Annotated in this window: 15 protein-coding genes; 3 read left to right on the top strand and 12 right to left on the bottom strand. The window is 42.2% G+C overall.

Annotated features, from left to right (window positions below):
- Positions 1-18 precede the first annotated feature (18 nt).
- Complete coding sequence (locus J2Z48_RS00455) at positions 19-354, bottom strand: phage holin family protein (RefSeq protein WP_307249928.1); 336 nt, start codon at positions 352-354, stop codon at positions 19-21.
- A 147-nt stretch (positions 355-501) separates the two neighbouring features.
- Here J2Z48_RS00455 and gnd point away from each other — a divergent pair, with 147 nt between their 5' ends.
- Positions 502-1,401 (top strand): phosphogluconate dehydrogenase (NAD(+)-dependent, decarboxylating), encoded by a 900-nt coding sequence (gene gnd, locus J2Z48_RS00450; protein WP_307249926.1) that lies wholly within the window; start codon positions 502-504, stop codon positions 1,399-1,401.
- A gap of 153 nt (positions 1,402-1,554) precedes the next feature.
- On the opposite strand, the gene uvrA is transcribed toward gnd, so the two are convergent.
- From uvrA to ftsE, 10 genes are all read right to left on the bottom strand, one after another.
- Positions 1,555-4,443, bottom strand: coding sequence for an excinuclease ABC subunit UvrA (uvrA, locus tag J2Z48_RS00445; protein ID WP_307249923.1), 2,889 nt, complete (start codon positions 4,441-4,443; stop codon positions 1,555-1,557).
- A gap of 7 nt (positions 4,444-4,450) precedes the next feature.
- Positions 4,451-6,436, bottom strand: a complete 1,986-nt coding sequence (gene uvrB, locus J2Z48_RS00440; protein WP_307249921.1) for an excinuclease ABC subunit UvrB — start codon at positions 6,434-6,436, stop codon at positions 4,451-4,453.
- A 174-nt stretch (positions 6,437-6,610) separates the two neighbouring features.
- Positions 6,611-7,816: a PDZ domain-containing protein gene (locus tag J2Z48_RS00435; RefSeq protein WP_307249919.1), complete on the bottom strand. Its 1,206-nt coding sequence runs from the start codon at positions 7,814-7,816 to the stop codon at positions 6,611-6,613.
- A gap of 95 nt (positions 7,817-7,911) precedes the next feature.
- Positions 7,912-9,372 (bottom strand): S41 family peptidase, encoded by a 1,461-nt coding sequence (locus J2Z48_RS00430; RefSeq protein ID WP_442342006.1) that lies wholly within the window; start codon positions 9,370-9,372, stop codon positions 7,912-7,914.
- A 151-nt stretch (positions 9,373-9,523) separates the two neighbouring features.
- Positions 9,524-10,633: a peptidoglycan DD-metalloendopeptidase family protein gene (locus tag J2Z48_RS00425; RefSeq protein WP_307249917.1), complete on the bottom strand. Its 1,110-nt coding sequence runs from the start codon at positions 10,631-10,633 to the stop codon at positions 9,524-9,526.
- Between the two features lie 150 nt (positions 10,634-10,783).
- The gene (locus J2Z48_RS00420; RefSeq protein ID WP_307249916.1) at positions 10,784-11,842 is read right to left on the bottom strand and encodes a murein hydrolase activator EnvC family protein; all 1,059 of its coding nucleotides are present in this window, start codon (positions 11,840-11,842) and stop codon (positions 10,784-10,786) included.
- A 67-nt stretch (positions 11,843-11,909) separates the two neighbouring features.
- Positions 11,910-12,995, bottom strand: coding sequence for a peptidoglycan DD-metalloendopeptidase family protein (locus tag J2Z48_RS00415; RefSeq protein WP_307249914.1), 1,086 nt, complete (start codon positions 12,993-12,995; stop codon positions 11,910-11,912).
- Between the two features lie 70 nt (positions 12,996-13,065).
- On the bottom strand, positions 13,066-14,112 hold the full coding sequence (locus J2Z48_RS00410; protein WP_307249912.1) for a murein hydrolase activator EnvC family protein: 1,047 nt from the start codon (positions 14,110-14,112) through the stop codon (positions 13,066-13,068).
- Positions 14,113-14,133: 21 nt separating this feature from the next.
- Complete coding sequence (gene ftsX / locus J2Z48_RS00405) at positions 14,134-15,030, bottom strand: permease-like cell division protein FtsX (protein WP_307249911.1); 897 nt, start codon at positions 15,028-15,030, stop codon at positions 14,134-14,136.
- Entirely contained in the window at positions 15,020-15,706 is a 687-nt protein-coding gene (ftsE, locus tag J2Z48_RS00400) for a cell division ATP-binding protein FtsE (protein WP_307249909.1), read from the bottom strand. Before ftsE ends, ftsX begins: the two co-directional genes overlap by 11 nt.
- 411 nt (positions 15,707-16,117) lie before the next feature.
- On the opposite strand from ftsE, the gene corA reads away from it, so the two are divergent.
- Together corA and J2Z48_RS00390 are read left to right on the top strand one after the other, a co-directional pair.
- Positions 16,118-17,074, top strand: a complete 957-nt coding sequence (gene corA / locus J2Z48_RS00395) for a magnesium/cobalt transporter CorA (protein WP_307249907.1) — start codon at positions 16,118-16,120, stop codon at positions 17,072-17,074.
- The gene (locus J2Z48_RS00390) at positions 17,067-17,945 is read left to right on the top strand and encodes a polysaccharide deacetylase family protein (protein ID WP_307249905.1); all 879 of its coding nucleotides are present in this window, start codon (positions 17,067-17,069) and stop codon (positions 17,943-17,945) included. Before corA ends, J2Z48_RS00390 begins: the two co-directional genes overlap by 8 nt.
- Here the strand turns inward: J2Z48_RS00390 and J2Z48_RS00385 are convergent.
- Entirely contained in the window at positions 17,918-18,385 is a 468-nt protein-coding gene (locus J2Z48_RS00385) for a hypothetical protein (RefSeq protein WP_307249903.1), read from the bottom strand. The two genes, J2Z48_RS00390 and J2Z48_RS00385, sit on opposite strands and share 28 nt — an antisense overlap.

The following is an 18,385-nucleotide window of genomic DNA, read 5'->3' as shown; positions in this document are numbered from 1 at the left end:
GAATCCTGTTTTTGATTTTCAATCTAGTACAAGACCAATGACCCAAGAAGTCACACTAATAATCAACGATGCAATGATCGCAGAAATAAAGTTTTGAATCTCAAATCCATTGACTAAAAATGCAGTTACGTATAGCATTCCTACATTAATGAGTAATGTAAACAAACCTAAGGTTACGATTTGAATTGGTAACGATAAAAATGAGATAATGGGACGAATAAAGAGATTAACCAGTCCCAAAACGATTGCAACCACTAATGCCGTTCCGACTCCATTGACACTGATACCGGGCACATAGTGGGCGATGAGGAAAATGACAACGGCATTTAACAACAGCCGGAAAATCCAAGTCATGATACATACCCCATTTCATAGTGCTTGTATAGTTTTTAGGAAAAAGCAGATTCTATATAGAAGTACACTTCTTCTTTTTCCTACTTTTATGTTACTCTCTAATAATAAATGTTTCCATACTTGAAATCGATTATGAGGTGAACGATTATGCAATTAGGAATGATTGGTCTCGGTAAGATGGGTTATAATTTAGTACGAAATATGTTAAGTCATCATCATGAAGTGGTTGCTTACGATGTATCACCAGAGCCTGCAAAGGAGTTAGCAAGCTATGGTGCCATCCCAGCTACTACGATTGAAGAACTCATAAGCAAATTACAAAAACCACGCACCGTGTGGATGATGGTTCCTGCTGGTAAAATTGTGGATCAGGTGATTGATCAAGTGATTCCCCATCTAGAACCAGGTGATATCGTCATCGATGGCGGCAACTCCCACTATAAGGACACTCTCGCACGAGGAGAACGACTTCAAGCAGAAGGGATTCACTACATGGATGCAGGAACCTCTGGGGGTACCTCTGGCGCTCTAGAAGGCGGCTGTTTCATGATTGGAGGCGCTCCAGAAGCATGGGATCATGTGAAAGATATGTTCCACGATTTATCGGTTGAAAAAGGGTACCTATATACCGGAAAAGTAGGGAGTGGTCACTTCCTTAAGATGATACATAATGGGATTGAATATGGTATGATGCAAGCCATCGCTGAAGGCTTTGAAATCCTAGACAAAAGCCAATTTGATTACAACTTTGAAGAAGTATCACGAGTATGGGCCAATGGTTCCGTCATTCGTGGATGGCTGATGGATCTCATGGAAAACGCCTTCTCCAAAGATCCGAAACTAGACCAAATCCGTGGGGTAATGAATGCTTCCGGTGAAGGGCAATGGACCGTCGAAACCGCCCTTGACCTAAAAGCAAACGCCCCAGTCATCGCCCTATCTATGTTCATGCGCTTCCGCTCGCTTGAAGATGATACCTTCCACGGAAAAGTAGTCGCCGCCCTCCGTAACGAATTCGGTGGTCATGCAGTAGTCCGCAAGGAATAGATATGACTAACATACTTAACCCCTATGATCGAGGTTGATCATAGGGGTATTTTTTGTTCGGACCTTCTTTCCCACATCTTCGCAGGTCACTATTTGAGCTGTGGACAGATACATGCCCTGGACTAGCCCCATCTTTACTAATCAAAAGCATTCTTACGACAACGTAACCGCAGTCTCTTCTTCAGTAGCTCGTTCTTCCTTTTGTTTCTCCATCCGCTCTCGATCACGCCGTAGTATTGGCTCTAGGTACTGTCCAGTATAAGAACCCTTCACCATCACTACCTCTTCCGGAGTCCCTTTAGCGATGATCTTTCCGCCGCCGCTTCCCCCTTCTGGACCTAGATCAATAATATAGTCAGCTGTTTTAATCACATCCAGATTATGCTCAATCACAAGCACGGAATCCCCATTTTGACAGAGTCGTTGCAGCACAACCAGCAAGCGAGCAATATCATCGATATGAAGACCTGTTGTAGGCTCATCTAGGATATACAAAGTTCGTCCTGTGCTCCGTTTGTATAGCTCAGAAGCTAGCTTCACTCGCTGGGCTTCCCCACCCGATAAAGTAGTAGCCGGCTGACCGAGCGTCATATAGCCCAAGCCCACATCAAACAACGTTTGTAGCTTCCTCTTGATACGAGGGATATTCTCAAAGAAAGAAAGCGCGGCTTCGATCGTCATATCGAGAACATCGGATACATTCTTCCCTTTATACTTGATCTCGAGCGTATCACGGTTATAGCGTTTCCCTTTACACTCTTCACATGGAACATAGACATCAGGTAGGAAATGCATCTCGATTTTAATAATCCCATCCCCACGACAAGCTTCACAGCGTCCACCTTTCACATTAAAGCTAAAGCGTCCTTTTTGATAACCACGTACTTTCGCCTCTTGTGTAGCCGCAAATACATCACGCACGTCATCAAACACGCCTGTGTACGTAGCTGGATTGCTTCGTGGAGTACGACCGATAGGCGATTGATCGATATTAATTACTTTATCCAACTGTTTTAAACCAGTGATTTCTTTATACTGACCTGGAACCACTCTAGAACGATGCAATTCGCGTGACAATGATTTCAGCAAAATCTCATTTATCAAGGTACTTTTTCCAGAGCCTGAGACCCCTGTTACTGCAGTAAACACCCCAAGTGGAATTTTCACAGAGACATTACGCAAGTTATTTTCACTTGCTCCTTTTATCTCTAACCACTTCTCACCCGTTTCTCTACGCTCTTCTGGTAAAGGAATAAACTTACGACCACTTAGATAGGCGCCTGTCAATGATTCAGGATTCTCCATCACTTCTTTGGGAGTCCCCTCAGCGGTTACCACGCCTCCATGAACGCCTGCACCTGGTCCAATATCAAGGATATAATCAGCAGCTAGCATTGTGTCTTCATCATGCTCCACCACGATCAATGTATTACCTAGATCCCGCATCCTTTTTAGAGTCTCAATTAAACGGGTATTGTCCCGTTGATGCAGTCCAATACTAGGCTCATCGAGAATATAGAGGACTCCCATTAAACTGGAACCGATCTGAGTAGCCAGTCGAATCCGTTGTGCCTCTCCTCCTGATAAAGTCCCCGCTGCACGATTTAAAGTTAAGTAATTTAATCCTACATTGACTAAAAAACCAAGTCGATCCTTGATTTCTTTCAATACTTGACGAGCAATCTGCGTATCTTTCTCTGATAATTGCAGTTGATCAAAGAACTCCCACGCATCGGCGATCGATAAAGAGCCCACAAAGTGAATATTCTCTCCACCAATGGTTACATGGAGGATTTCCTGACGAAGCCGCGCACCCTTACAAGTTGGACAAGGCTTCGTTGTCATATAAGACTCTAACTGTTCCCTTACCATCTCAGAACTCGTCTCTCGATAACGACGTTGCATATTGGTGATAACACCTTCAAAACGAGCATCCATTTCCCGGGACATGCCCATATCATTTTGATAGAGAAAACGGAATTTCTCTTTTGATCCGTACAAGATTACGTCTTGATGCTTTTTACTCAGTTTCTCAAAAGCAATATCCATATTGATCCCAAACGCCTCACAGGCTGCTGTCAACAACTTCTCATAATAAGAGTTAGGGGAGGAGTACCAAGGCTCAATAGCTCCCTCTCGAAGGGATAAGGAGCGGTCTGGAATCATGAGGTCTGGATCGATCTCCATTCGATTTCCCAGACCATCACAAGTAGCACAAGCACCAAAAGGGCTGTTAAAAGAAAACATCCTAGGCGATAGTTCATCCATACTAAATCCACAGATCGGACAAGCTAGATTCTGACTAAACATTAATTCCTCGCCATCTATCACATCAATGAGCACTTCGCCATCTGATAATTGAAGCGCAGTCTCAATGGAATCCGTTAGCCTTGTTTCAATGCCTTCTTTGATCACAATGCGATCCACAACCACTTCAATCGAGTGCTTTTTATTTTTCTCCAGTTGAATTTCCTCGGAAATTTCCATTAGCTCTCCGTTGACTCGTACCCGTACAAATCCCTGGCGACCTACCTCTTGCAGGAGTTTGACATGCTCTCCTTTACGCCCTTTTACAATCGGTGCTAAAATCTGAATCCGCGTCCGCTCAGCTAGTTCCATGATTCGATCCACCATCATCGGTACCGTTTGGGAGGCAATTTCGATACCGTGCTCAGGACAATGTGGATGTCCAACACGGGCAAAGAGAAGCCTTAGATAGTCGTAAATCTCCGTTACAGTGCCTACTGTTGAACGAGGGTTTCGACTTGTCGTTTTCTGATCGATGGAGATGGCTGGTGAGAGACCTTCAATCGCCTCTACATCTGGTTTGTCCATCTGTCCGAGAAACTGGCGCGCATAAGCAGACAGCGACTCTACGTAGCGACGCTGTCCTTCAGCATAGATCGTATCAAATGCCAACGATGACTTTCCTGAACCACTTAAACCGGTTAAAACTACAAATTGATCACGTGGAATGGTGACATCGATATTTTTGAGGTTATGTACCTTTGCTCCACGGATTACGATAGAATCTTGAGCCATATGCGTGTTATACTCCCTCTGCTTTTAATTCAATCAGCAAGTCACGCAATTCTGCCGCTCGTTCGAATTGCAGTTCCTTTGCCGCTTTCTTCATCTCGTGTTCTGTCTGTTCAATCAGTTTCACACGCTCCACTTTAGATAGCTTTTTACCTGTTTTGCTAGTAGCATATGTTTCTTCACTCTCTGCCACTTTCGTCGCTTCAATGACATCACGAATCTTCTTCTGAATCGTTGTCGGCGTAATACCATGCTTTTCGTTGTAAGCCATCTGAATGGAACGGCGACGCTCTGTTTCTCGAATCGCAACATCCATCGATCGGGTCATTTTATCTGCGTACATAATCACTTCGCCATTTGCATTTCGTGCTGCCCGACCAATTGTCTGAATGAGAGATTTCTCTGCACGAAGGAATCCTTCTTTATCTGCATCGAGAATCGCGACTAACGAAACCTCTGGTAAATCTAAGCCTTCCCGTAATAAATTAATCCCAATCAATACATCAAACACTCCAACGCGAAGGTCCCGTAAAATCGCCATCCGCTCGATCGTCTTAATATCCGAATGTAGGTATCGCACCTTAATCCCGATCTCTTTTAGATAGTCCGTTAAATCCTCTGACATCTTCTTTGTAAGTGTCGTAACCAACACCCGTTCAGTTCGCTTGATCCGCTTGTGAATCTCGCCAATCAGATGATCAATCTGGCCTTGAATCGGTTGAATGTGAATCACAGGATCGAGGAGGCCCGTCGGACGAATGATCTGCTCAATCACCTCAGGGGCTTTTTCCAGTTCATATGCCCCGGGAGTAGCGGAAACAAAGATCAACTGATGAATCTTTTGCTCGAATTCCGCAAACTTCAAAGGTCGATTATCTTTGGCAGATGGCAATCGGAAGCCATGATCAACCAAGACACCTTTTCGTGCTTGGTCACCGTTATACATAGCATTAATTTGCGGAATGGAAACATGAGACTCGTCCGCAACAATTAAAAAATCATCTGGAAAAAAGTCAATCAACGTAAACGGCGCTTCCCCCGGTTGATTCCCGATCAAGTGACGTGAGTAGTTCTCAATCCCCGAGCAGAAACCGATCTCTCTCATCATCTCCATATCGTATCGAGTACGTTGTTCAAGCCTCTGTGCTTCCAACAGTTTGTTGTCCGCACGGAATTCTTCTAGCCTTACCTCCAACTCTTCTTGAATCGTTTGAATCGCTCGCTCCATCACTTCAGCACTCGTTACATAGTGAGAAGCTGGGAAAATCGCGACATGCTCACGATCTCCAATGATCTCTCCTGTAATCACATCAATTTCACGAATGCGCTCAATCTCATCACCAAAAAATTCTACACGGACTGCTTGTTCGCTCTTCGAAACAGGGAAAATCTCAATCACATCACCCCGCACACGAAATGCCCCCCGTGTAAAGTTGATATCGTTTCGCTCGTATTGGATATCCACAAGCTTGCGTAAAATCTCGTTACGCTCTCGCTCCATACCAACTCGGAGCGACAATACTAAATCCCCATACTCCTTAGGAGATCCCAAACCATAGATACAGGAAACACTTGCCACGATAATTACATCTTGGCGTTCAAATAACGCACTCGTAGCAGAGTGGCGTAATTTATCTATCTCATCATTAATCGAAGAATCCTTTTCGATAAAGGTATCCGTCGAAGGAACATATGCTTCAGGTTGATAATAATCGTAATAACTTACAAAATACTCAACAGCATTATTCGGAAAGAACTCTTTTAGCTCTCCACATAACTGAGCTGCGAGTGTCTTATTATGAGCGATTACCAATGTCGGTTTATTCACACGAGCAATGGTCTGGGCAATCGTAAACGTCTTCCCCGTTCCAGTTGCGCCTAATAGTGTTTGAAACTTCTTGCCAGATTGAATTCCTTTTGTCAATTGTTCAATCGCGCGAGGCTGATCCCCTTGCGGCCTATATTCTGACACAAGCTGGAACACATTCTCTTGCATGGTAAGTCACCTCAGTTTCCAAATCTCATAAAAAAAATTATATCATAATTTATATCGATACGAACATAGGTTCTTTTAACTCTTTACAATCATTCTCTAATACATAACATTTCATACCGAAGAAGTAAAAACGCTAGGAGTACACAACTCCTAGCGTCAACGATAGAGAAGCCCTTACGCACCCGTACTCATCTGCTCTTCCACTTCATGGCTAACCACCTCTTGTCCTCTCTTAGAAGACGACGGGATGGCTCCAATCATACCTAAATGCTTCGGCGTATCCTCATAAATCGCGGTATGCATAATTTGATGATCATTTCGCTCATCTAGTAATTCAAACTTACTATACGCAGAAGTCGCTAGTGCACTTTCCATATCGTCCATCGTATTTACACGGATTCCGTTTACCTTTTGAATCGTATAGCCAGGGCGGATTCCCATCTCCGCAGCGGGGGTCTCCGGTACGACAGCTAGTACCTTTACGCCACGTTCATCCGATACAAATACAGGCTCTTTTCGTTTCTCCCTATATTTTTCACTTAAGTAGATCCATTCATGACCCATCAACGTAAGAATGGATGCGATCCATATAAAGGGTTGCCATTGCAAAGAAATCCAGCTACTTACAAATAACAAGGCAGAAAGCATTAAAACATATGTAGACGTTAACCGTTGCTGACGGGCTAACGATTTTGTGCAATTATTACTGGCAAAGCTGAGTGGAATCGGTAAAGGTAGCCAACCACTTGAAGTTGGAGCCATGGAAAAGATAGTCCACACACGACTTAAGAGATATCCACTTACCACTTGCCCATGATTCTGTTTAATTTCAATCGGAAGCATACCTCGATTTCCCTCTAAACGAATCAGAGCCCACTCTATTAGTTGCGCACTTGCCACAATCATGATCCAATCTAAGGACGAAAAAGTCCGAATCGGCTCTAGCCATAACTCATATTCATTCGCCAAGCGGAATTCAGGATTCGCCGCAAGGACAAGACTTACCACCGACAACAAACCAACTGCATAAGACAAACCTGCAAAACGAAAACGGAATAACGAAACAGCGAAGCATACAGCCCATACATACACAATCTGCTTAACCGTAATATCAAATGAAAATGTCATCCAAGCAAGGGAAGCTACAAAGCCCCATCCAATCCCGATTAAGCAAGTTCGTAATAGCAAACGGATTGGGGATTCAATCGTTCTTCCATATAAACGATACTCACGCCACGCAAGAGAGAAAACTTGAATGAACGGTAATAAAAAAGCAATCAACCACCACGGCTGTTCCCACATTTGAATCCAAACCAATCCAACATCGCCCACTGATTTCAGCGCATCCATTCCGTATTGTAACCAGACCGACCAATCCACGAGACTTCGCCCCCCAACCTCAAAAAAATTACCCCCAAAAAATATATCTAAGGGGGTAATTTCGACGGGATTTCCATAAAATCCTTTTTATGACATCATTTCATATTCTTTTTTACTGTTTGAACGGCGACTTGTAGTTGAGCATCTTGTTTTGGATCTTGCAGGTGCTCACGGAACTTATTTAGAAGCTTCTCAGCCGTATTTTTATCAACCACACCTGTAGCAGATAAGCTATTCGCCTTTTGGAATGCTGTTACAGAGGTTTCGGTTTTACTATCAAAATACCCATCCGTTCTTCCTGGTGCAAAGCCGAGGGCATCTAGCATCAATTGCGCATTTTTCACTTGAAGGTCATTGGAGTCCTTCTTCCATGGTGTCTCCGCATTGATCGGAGCTGCCGCTGTATATGCAGGTGGCTTTACTTCGATATCTGGTTTAATTCCTTTGGTTCCACCATGCTGATCCACCCAATTCCCATTCGGTGTCAGCCATTTTGCAACCGTGATTTTAAGATTACTAGCATCTGCTAAATCAATCGCTGTCTGTACAGTACCTTTACCGAAAGTGGTCTCTCCGACTAATGGAACCCCTGCACTCTCTTTTAAAGCCCCTGCTAAGATCTCAGAAGCACTTGCACTTCCTTTATTAATCAACATCGCAATCGGATAGGGTTTTCCTTCTGATACTTTGGACGTGAATTTCTTTTTCGACCCATCTTTTGCTTCTACTTGCAGAATCGCTTTCTTACCAGGAACCAGTTGCTCTGCCATCTGTTGAACAGCTGGAAGTAGCCCTCCTGGATTTCCACGAACATCGATGACTAGACCTTTCATGCCTTCTTTCTCCAAGCTCGCAATACTCTTCAGAAATTCATCCGCTGTGTCTTTCGAGAACTGGGTAACTTGAACATATCCAACTTGATCAGGTAACATCTTCCCATGTACCGTAACCAACGGAATCTCATCACGTACTACACTTATTTTCTGAACAGCCGATACGCCCGGACGAAGGATTTCTACAGCTACCTTCGAACCTTTTGGACCCCGTATTTTAGCAACTGCCTCTTTCACACTCAAACCTTCCATACTGGTCTCATCGACACGTAGAATTTGATCATCCGGTCGAATTCCCGCACGCTCAGCAGGAGACCCTTTAATCGGCGACACGACTGTTAAACGACCATTTTTAATCGTAACTTCTGCCCCAATCCCTGAAAAGGAAGAATCCAATTCTTGTAGAAACTCTTTCGCCTCTGCTTGATTCATATAATCGGAGTAAGGATCACCTAAAGCTTGAACCATCCCTTTCAAAGCTCCATCAATCAATTTATCATCCGCCACATCACGCACGTATCGCTCTTTAATAAGGCGATATGCTTCATCCATTTTAGCTTGGTATGGGGTACTATTTTTCCCGTTGGTCTGAACAAAAGATTCCTTTCCCCAAGGAGTCATCATAACTGCTGATGTCACTACGCCACCCACTAACATCGAACCTACCATTAAAAGCGCGACTGTCTTTCTTCTAAACTCCACGTTCGCTTCACCCTCATTCATCTGCGTTGCCGCTAAACTTGTCTCATAAAACATATGTTACCAGAAACGAAAATAGTCTTCGAGTTAGGAAACGGTACGAATCGCTAACAACTTCTATCATTTTCTAGGAAAAAACGACTACTACAAAGTTAAATGTAATAGTCGCTCTATCTTACTGAAGAGGCGGTAACCAAAGACGTGGATTCACTGCACCTTCTTTATTTACATTTCCTACTCTCACTTCAAAGTGCAAATGTGGCCCCGTTCCGACACCGTTATTCCCCACTGAGGAAATACGCTCGCCTTTCTTAACCGGATCCCCAATCAGTTTCGTGATAACTTGTTGTGAAAAGCTGTGTGCGTATGCACTATAGATAGACTTTCCATCCTTTTCACCATGATAGATCACAATCAGCCAGCCATATCCACTAGACGGATTACTAGCTACCACAACTCCATCCGCCGCCGCCATTACTGGAGCTCCATAGGAGGCATCTAAATCCAAACCATCATGGTGGCTCCGTTTCTTGGTAACAGGATGGACTCTCACTCCAAACTCAGAATTCACCTTGGTACAATTACATGGCAAACTCATAGGACCTGTATAAGGGAAGTTTAACTTGTTGCTCCTTAATAAGTCTTGGTTAATATTAATGATTTCATCTTCATAATGATCTAATTCCTGATCATATCCATCTACTTTCACTTGACTAGCCCTCTGTTTCTCACGCAATTGATCTTTTGCCAGACCAATCTTCTTCATTTCTCCTCCTAAGTCCTCTTGAATCTTCGAGAGATCTTTCCTCTTTTGTGTTACTCGGTCTGCTGCTTTTTTGTAGTGTTGAAAGTCTTCTACCATGAAGCCCATGACGGACTTTAATAGGTCGAATTGTTCAGTGAACTCACGAACCCCGTCAGATTGCAACAAATTAGCCAACGGACTATCTAAATACCCTTCTTCATATAAGCCTCTCGTAGCCGTTACTACTTTCTTCATTGCCGCAGTCTCCTGCTCTCTTGCTTTCTGAAACTCCTGCTCGGTGGCTTGATATGTCTTACCTAGTTCGTCCATCCTTTTCTGGTATCCGGCAATTTCGGATTCAATCTGAGTAATTTGTCCATTTATATCACTTAGCTTACTTTGCTCTTCTTGTTTCTTGGTGTTAAGATCGTCTACTTTCCTCTTCGTGTCCGTTGGTGACCCAGCATAGGCTGTAACAGCTGGTATAGCCACTACATGTAGGACAAGCACTGCGAAGAACAAACGCTTCCACATACGCATAGATGTTGGATCTCCTAACGTTTAGGTATATGAAATGATTGAATCTACTAATCTACTGAAGTAAAAAGGTTGAACCATCTTGTTAGTGAATCTACTATTTACATCTGATAACAAGATGGTTCAACCTTCTGTATCACAAACTTATTTCTATCATTTAAGATAGTTTAATGGGTTTACAGGAGTATTGCCCTGATGAACCTCAAAGTGTAAATGCGGACCAGTAGAGCGACCTTCATTTCCTGAGTATGCAATCAATTGACCTTTTTGCACGGATTGACCTACGCTGACATTAATGCCTGAACGCTTCATATGTGCATACAAAGTAGATAAGTTATTCCCGTGGGCAATGACTACATAGTTCCCGTATCCACCTGGATTAGATTTGACTAATACCACTCTCCCAGAATCCGCTGCATAAATAGGCGTTCCGATCGGAGTAGGGAAATCAATTCCTTCGTGCATACGGCCATTACGAGGGCCGAATCTCGAACCCAGAGTATGATTTTTCATCGGCCAACCAAGCACACCTGAACCAGGTGGACCATCATATGATTGAGTTGCTTGTTGAACTTCTTTATTTTTCTCTGCGACTTCTTCCTTGGCAACCTCTTCATCCGCTTCTAACTGCTTTACGTCTTTCTTTAACTTCTCTTGTTCCTTGACCAACTCGTCAAATTTCTTCTTTGCTTCTTCCATTAGCGGCTTTTGCGCTTCACGCTTGGCTTCCATCTCATCCTTCTGACCCTGTAACTTTTTCTTCGAAGTAAGATAGCGTTTAATTTGATCGTTCTGCGCATCTAGCACCAAGCGCGTCTGATCTATCTTCTCAAAGAAGTTAGCAAAGTCTACAGAGGAGAGTAATTGTTTAAAGAAGCTATATTCTCCTGATTCGTACATCTGACGAACCTGTCCTTGCAATGATTCTTTTGACTGATTCATTTTCTTTTCTTCTATTTGGATGTTTTGAATTAAAACGTTTAATTCATCATCCAATTTTTTAAGATCGTTCTCTAGAGATTTCAATTTCTTGTCTTTCTCTTCTACATCTTTGGAAGCATCATTCAATTCATTCGTTGCTTTATCTTTTTCCTTTTGGATATTATCCAACTTGGTAGAAGGATCAGGTTTCGTTGCATAAATATCCTGAACAGCAAATGTCGAAAAGACAAGACTTAGTGAAAACGTACCCATCATAATCTGTTTCTTCATTCTGGCTCCTCTCCCTTTCGTGTTGCTTTTCTATTCTCTCTCTGAAGAAAAGGGGAATGGTCTTACATCATTGAAGATAACTCGTTGGATTTACTGCATTATTTTCACCTGCATATACTTCGAAGTGAAGATGGGCACCCGTTACCTGGCCATTTGCACCTACTGAGGTAACCTGTTTGCCTTTCGTCACATGTTCTCCCACTCTTGCTTTAATCTGATTTGGATAGCTATGGGCGTATCGAGAGTAGATGGGAACTCCATTTTTATGACCGTGATAGATCGTTAACAACCAACCATACCCACTAGATGCTCTACTAGAAACGACAACTCCATCTGCGGCTGCATAGATTGGTGTTCCAGTCGGACTCGGGTAATCGATACCTTGGTGCATAATATATCTGCCGTAGATCGGATGTTTCCGTAATCCAAATGGCGAAGTCATACTCGCATTAATTGGAGTCTTCATCGGACCTGTATAAGAAAAGTTTAATTTACCGCTCGCAATAAGTGATTTGTTTACATCGATCATTTCCTCTGAATACTGTTCAATGATCTTATTTGCTTCTGTTAAAGCACTATCATCTTTCTTTTTCGCTTCTACTAGTTCTAAATATAGCTTTTTTGCCTTATCGACTTCCTGTTGCTGTAGGTTTTGCCTAGCAACTAGATCATCTAATTGTTTCTTGACTTGGTTTCGACCCTCTTTTATCTTGCTAACTAGGTCATATTTTCGATCCGCAATCAATTTAACCGTATCAAGATTCGCTATAAAATCATCGAAACCTTTTGATTGTAGAAGCATAGCAAGTGGTGAAAAAACCCCTTCTTCATACATATTCGATACCAAATCAGCGTACTGAGATTCCATTTTGTTTAACGCAGTTGTTTCCCGATCCAGCTTGTCCTCAATCGGGGTAATATCCTTTTGAATCTCATCAATTTTTCCTTGGATTTGCTCCCTCTTTTGTTCAAACTCTTTTAACTCCATATCCTTCGCATCAATCTGAGATTGAAGTTTATTTTTTTCATCTTGAGCATCTTTAAATTTCTCTTGTATCTTACTAGCATTCTCAGCAGATACCTGAACTGAAAATAGGATCGAAGCGATAAGAACAGAAGCGGAAGACAAAGCAATCCATGACCGTTTCTTCAAAAGAGATGTCCCTCCCAATATCGATAAAAGGAGAATCTTGCAATACCAAAACTTCTTAACCCTCTAAATTCTATCTTGATATGTACCTTGATGGATTGGTCGCAACGCCATTTATCATTACTTCAAAATGCAAGTGATAACCACCACGTGCTCCCCTTACGTTTCCTGTATTTCCAACGCCTGCAATCTGCTGTCCCTTGGAAACACTTTGCCCTGGCTTTACGAGAATCGTTCCAGAGGAAATGTGGGCGTAACGTGTTTGTATCCCTCCACCATGACTGATGATAATACAATTACCGTACCCGCCACCGCTTGAAACCATCGAGACCTCTCCGCTATCTGCAGCCAGAATCGGTGTTTTAGGAGGAGCAGCAATATCGAGTCCCTTATGGCTTCCACCACGGGTACCAAATGTATCTGTAATCGTCCCGCCACCGCTTCCAACAGGCCACATGTATTGCCCGGAACCTTTAGCAACCTTATCGTGAGGAGCGATCAGCGTACGATCGCGATCACTCAGCTCAGTCTGGTCCTCTGTCTCTTTCAGCGTGCGAATATCTTTACCCAATTTTGTTATCTTCGCTTCTAGATCCTCTTGTTTTTGCTGGGTTTCTTTTAATACTTGATCTTGTTTCGCACCTAGATCAGCGAGCGTTTTTTTCTTCTCTTGGGCTGTCTGTTTCGTCTCTTTCAGCTCTGTGACCGCCCGCTGTTGCTCATTTAAAAAGAATATCGTAAAATCATATCGCTCTACGAAATCATTCAAATTATTAGCATCAAAGAGTTGCGTGAGTGGGTAAAGATAGTTTTCCGTATACATAGAACGCAGGAGGTTCTTCACTTTTTTCTCTTGTAGCTCTAACTTGTACTCGGTTTCAGCTAATAGAGATGCTTGCTCGTTCATTTCTTTGTAATGATCATCGAGCTTCTGCTCTAATTGCTGTACCTCTTGATCTTGCTTTCGTGCCTCTTCTTCTAATGTCTTCTTTTCACTTTCAAGTTTGGTCTGCTCATTTTTGGACTCCTGTTTCGACTTCTCTGCAAGTACTGGACTACCGAGCGTACTCATGACAGAAATACAAACAACAGCAACCGCTACTAAACGTTTATTGTCCAAAATGTTTCTATTCCCCTCACTTTAGATTTTCAAGAAGCGACGGATAGATAGGATCGAACCAAATACTCCAATAAAAATTCCAATTCCGAGTATCGAAACAGTTAAGTACTTAGCCATATCAGCAAACCCTACCATTTGTAGCAAGTTTGCATTTTGGGAACCACCACTTATCATCTTCACAAATCCTTGATAGATAAGGAGCAAGACCCCAATTGGAAGGACCGAACCAACAAATCCGATAAAGCCACCTTCAATAAAAAACGGCCAACGAATAAACCAGTTACTAGCTCCTACCAAACGTTGCACTTCAATTTCACGTCTTCGCGCAATAATGGTAAGTTTAATCGTATTGGAGATCAAAAAGGCCGCTAATACAGCAAGTCCAACCCCAAATACAAGAATGATATTTTTAAACAGCAGAACGGAATCAAGAAGTTCCTTTGCTGTGTTACTATTCTTTACACTTTCAATCCCCTCAAGGCCTTTAACCGCTTCCTCTACCTGCTTCGATACAGAGACATTTTTCGGTGTCACTTTAATCAGGTTTGGCAAGAAGTTGTTTTCTCCTTTTTGGAGAACACGTGTAAAATCAGCATCTTTCAGGTTCTTCTTAACCTCATCGACTCCTTCATCTTTGGAGATAAAGCGAGCCTCATTCACATTAGGTAATCCTTTGATTTTGGCCGTTAACGCAGTAGCCTGCTCTTTCGTAACTTCTTCCTTTAGGACCACATTCATCGATACGTTGTCTCCAACTTCATCGGTAATGCTTCCTAAGTTAACCGCAAAAATGACGAACACACCAAAAATCATCAATGTTACAGCAACAGCACCCACAGCTGCAAAGCTCATCCAAGAGTTCTTTACAATCCCTCGGTACGCTTCACGAAAATGGCGACGTAGGGTATCAATCTTCATAACCGTATTCGCCTCCTATTTCATCACGAACCACTATGCCTTGTTCAATAGCAATGACACGTTGACGCATCGTATTCACAATCTCTTTGTTGTGAGTAGCCATTACGACAGTCGTACCACGCATGTTAATCTCTTCTAGCAAGTACATGATATCCCATGAGTTCTCTGGGTCTAAGTTACCAGTAGGCTCGTCCGCAATAATAAATCCTGGATTGTTGACGATCGCTCTAGCAATCGATACCCGTTGTTGTTCTCCACCAGATAATTGAGAAGGTAGAGCCTTCATGCGATCAGATAGACCTACAAGCTCCAGCGCTTCCTCTACTCGTGGCGGAATCTGTTTCGTTGGGACTTCAACCGCTTCCAGAGCAAAGGCCACATTATCATAGGCTGACATATGCGGTAATAACTTATAGTCTTGGAATACAACGCCAATTTTTCTGCGCAGATGAGGAATCTTCCAGTCACGAACACGCTTTACATTTACTCCGTTAATCAAAACAACACCAGAAGTAGGCTTTTCTTCCCGATACATCAACTTGATGAAAGAACTTTTACCAGCTCCACTCGGACCCACCACATAAACAAACTCACCCGTATCAATGGTTATATTTACACCACGGAGAGCTTCGATTCCATTTGGGTATACCTTCCACACATCATGCATTTCAATCACAGAATCACCTTCTTACATTAATCACTTATTTGAATTCCATATCTCTACAGTTACATTTCAACTATGTATTCCTACTATAAATAGGATTTTGATCAACACTCCTATTATAGCATCCATCTACCTATTTCCTTGGACAACATTTTTCAAAATCATGATCAATCAAAGACCCAAGATTACATAAATACCATCCAAATGGAGAAAATACACTCGAAGAATCTCTCTAAAACTAGCATTTAGATAATAATTCTACCAATAACTGGAATCACCTTTAATCCATACCTAGCTGTCTATCTACTCTTTTTCTATCTCTCTTAAGTAAGTTATCATCTATCTTTACATAGTTTTTATTATGAATCAATGACAAAAATGTAGATATTATTACCACTTCAAGACAAGAAAGGGTGAGAAATCTTGATCCGAACTATGGTTCTCACTAAAGAAGATAAACTCATTTTAGATGAGCAGATTGATGATATTTTAGCTAGAAACGATATAAAATGGTATTGGATTGACTTCTCTAAACCTACTATAGAAGAAAGCGATTCCTTACAAACATTTGGCTTCCATCCACTAGCCGTTGAGGATTGTCTACATCTAAAACAACGTCCCAAAGTAGACTATTATGATAGCTACCAATTCTATGTGATAAGCGGACTCTATCATAAAACATTAAAGTCTCATGAAATCGGTGCATTCCTCAGCCCAAACATGCTGGTAACCTTCCACACCTTACCGCATATGGAGATAGATGAATTATGGAACTATCTATCCTCTTCTCAAGAAGCACCACAAAAAGATCCAAAATGGATTTTATATAAAATAATCGATAAAATGGTAGATGCTAGTTTTCCACATCTTCAAACCATAGAAGAACAATTAAATCGCTTAGAAAGCAAATCCTCTCGTTCCTATCAAATTCAAACCTTGATGGAAGAGTTGTTTGTAGTTCGAAGAAAACTATCTCATATCCGCCACTTTGCCAACCCGATGAGAGAGCTAATCGATCGCATGATTCACTCCGAAAAGCTAAACCATAGTGACGAAGAACGTAGACACTACCAAGATGTCCACGATCATCTCGTAAAGCTTACGGGCATGATTGAAGCTAGTAGAGAGATCACCTCTGACATTCGGGATAATTATCTATCGATTAACTCAAACCGCATGAATACCGTTATGATGACCCTAACTGTCATTACAACCATTTTTATGCCATTAACCTTTATTGCCGGTATCTATGGGATGAACTTCCAAAACATGCCTGAGCTCAAATGGCAATATGGTTATTTCCTTGTTCTGGGTGTAATGGTCATTCTGGGCTTTGCTATGTACCTATTATTTAAGAAAAAAGGGTGGTTTGATGAATAAATCCAAGAAAATAGTTACCATTGTGATGGTCGTTGTTTGCTCATCTATGATTGTGGCAGGATGTCAATCCGATCAGACAAGTCCCTCACAGCCAACCGAACAAAAGAAAGCTGATACTCAAACGAACCAAAAGGACAAAACTACTTCCGACGACAACCAAATCCAAGCAATCCGCTCCCAATTTAAAAACGCTACTCCGACTCAGTGGGGCGAGAAAATGCCTGGAATCATCTCCAAGCTTCCGACAAACGAAAAAGTAATCGCACTCACTTTCGATGCCTGTGGTGGCAAGCATGGGGATGGCTATGATATAGAAATCATGCAATTTCTACAAGAGAATCAGATCCCTGCGACCCTCTTTTTAAACTCTCGTTGGATCGAAACGCATACAGAGTTAACTAAGCAACTAGCTAATAATCCCCTGTTTGAAATTGAAAATCACGGTTCCGAACATCGTCCCCTTTCAATGAATGGACGCTCTGTTTACGGAATCCAAGGAACCAAAAATCTCGATGGCATCATCCAAGAAGTAATCGTCAATCATCGACTGATCGAAAAAACGACAGGGAAAGCCCCCCGATTTTTCCGCTCAGGCACAGCTTATTATGATGATATCGCGGTTCAAGTAGCGAAGCGTTTGGGTGAGCAGATCGCTGGATTCCACATTACAGGAGACGCTGGTGCTACCTTCAATCAAGCACAAGTAAAAAATGCGATGTTACAAGCTAAGCCCGGTTCCATTATTTTATTACATATGAATCAACCCAGAGGCGATACCGCAGAAGGCATAAAAGAAGCGATTCCCCTTCTAAAACAACAAGGGTATCGCTTTGTGAAGATGGATCAATATATTTCCGCTCCATCTTCATAAGGAATGACATAGATCACATATTTTTTCTGATTTTCATCCACTTCTGTTGACTGCTTTTGCCAACAACGTCCTTGAATCAAATGCAATTCTGTTAACAAAGATAACAACACATCCTGCGTAAAGGAATGCTTCTGTACTTGTAAAATCGGATATTGAGTCCAATCTGGGTGGAAGTGCCGAAATTCCAATTTCACACCTCTCCAATTGGGCTCAAATATAATCCCCTTCTCAACAACCTGTTCCTCCGGATTATGCTGTACATAAATCGAATAAATCATCCCATCTATCTCTGTCGAGGTCTGCTCGTATACTTTATGATCTTTCACCCAGTAATCACAAGCAAAACGGAGTAAGATCTCCTCCTTCGTTATTCTCGGATAGTGGGCGATAACAGGATGTTTTTTATCAGAATCATCCAAAATATACTGCAAATAATGCAC

Source organism: Croceifilum oryzae (assembly GCF_030814315.1).
Taxonomy (GTDB): domain Bacteria; phylum Bacillota; class Bacilli; order Thermoactinomycetales; family Thermoactinomycetaceae; genus Baia; species Baia oryzae.
This window is presented reverse-complemented; position numbering and strand designations above follow the sequence as displayed.

Bases quoted from the DNA above. Each gene is read 5' to 3' on its own strand.
- J2Z48_RS00455 (WP_307249928.1), bottom strand. From the start codon at position 354: ATGACTTGGATTTTCCGGCTGTTGTTAAATGCCGTTGTCATTTTCCTC.
- gnd (WP_307249926.1), top strand. From the start codon at position 502: ATGCAATTAGGAATGATTGGTCTCGGTAAGATGGGTTATAATTTAGTA.
- uvrA (WP_307249923.1), bottom strand. From the start codon at position 4,443: ATGGCTCAAGATTCTATCGTAATCCGTGGAGCAAAGGTACATAACCTC.
- uvrB (WP_307249921.1), bottom strand. From the start codon at position 6,436: ATGCAAGAGAATGTGTTCCAGCTTGTGTCAGAATATAGGCCGCAAGGG.
- J2Z48_RS00430 (WP_442342006.1), bottom strand. From the start codon at position 9,372: ATGAATGAGGGTGAAGCGAACGTGGAGTTTAGAAGAAAGACAGTCGCG.
- J2Z48_RS00425 (WP_307249917.1), bottom strand. From the start codon at position 10,633: ATGCGTATGTGGAAGCGTTTGTTCTTCGCAGTGCTTGTCCTACATGTA.
- J2Z48_RS00420 (WP_307249916.1), bottom strand. From the start codon at position 11,842: ATGAAGAAACAGATTATGATGGGTACGTTTTCACTAAGTCTTGTCTTT.
- ftsX (WP_307249911.1), bottom strand. From the start codon at position 15,030: ATGAAGATTGATACCCTACGTCGCCATTTTCGTGAAGCGTACCGAGGG.
- J2Z48_RS00390 (WP_307249905.1), top strand. From the start codon at position 17,067: ATGAATAAATCCAAGAAAATAGTTACCATTGTGATGGTCGTTGTTTGC.